At 61.4% G+C, this 337-nt stretch carries 1 protein-coding gene; it reads right to left on the bottom strand.

Annotation, left to right across the window (positions count from 1 at the left end):
• Positions 1-34: 34 nt before the first annotated feature.
• The coding region (locus HGO92_RS23305; RefSeq protein WP_169999130.1) for an IS30 family transposase at positions 35-337 on the bottom strand (303 nt) is incomplete at its 5' end.

Here is a 337-nt window from a genome sequence, read left to right on the forward strand (position 1 = left end):
GGGCGGATTCTAGGGGTCGATGCAACACCCGTGGTCAGCTGGCTATCAGTAAATCACGAAGTTGCTCTGCGGGAGTGTCCCAGCCGAGGGTTTTGCGTGGTCGGGCGTTGAGTTGCTGGGCGACGCGTTCCAATTCTTCCGGGTCATGGACAGACAGGTCGGTGCCTTTGGGGAAGTATTGACGTAGCAGGCCGTTGGTGTTCTCGTTGGAGCCGCGTTGCCAGGGGCTGTGTGGGGCGCAGAAGTAGACGTCCATGTCGGTGGCGATGCTGAAGGCTTTGTGCCTGGCCATTTCCACGCCTTGGTCCCAGGTGAGCGATCCGCGCAGGTGCGCGGG

It is taken from the genome of Crystallibacter degradans (assembly GCF_012952295.1).
Classification (GTDB): domain Bacteria; phylum Actinomycetota; class Actinomycetes; order Actinomycetales; family Micrococcaceae; genus Crystallibacter; species Crystallibacter degradans.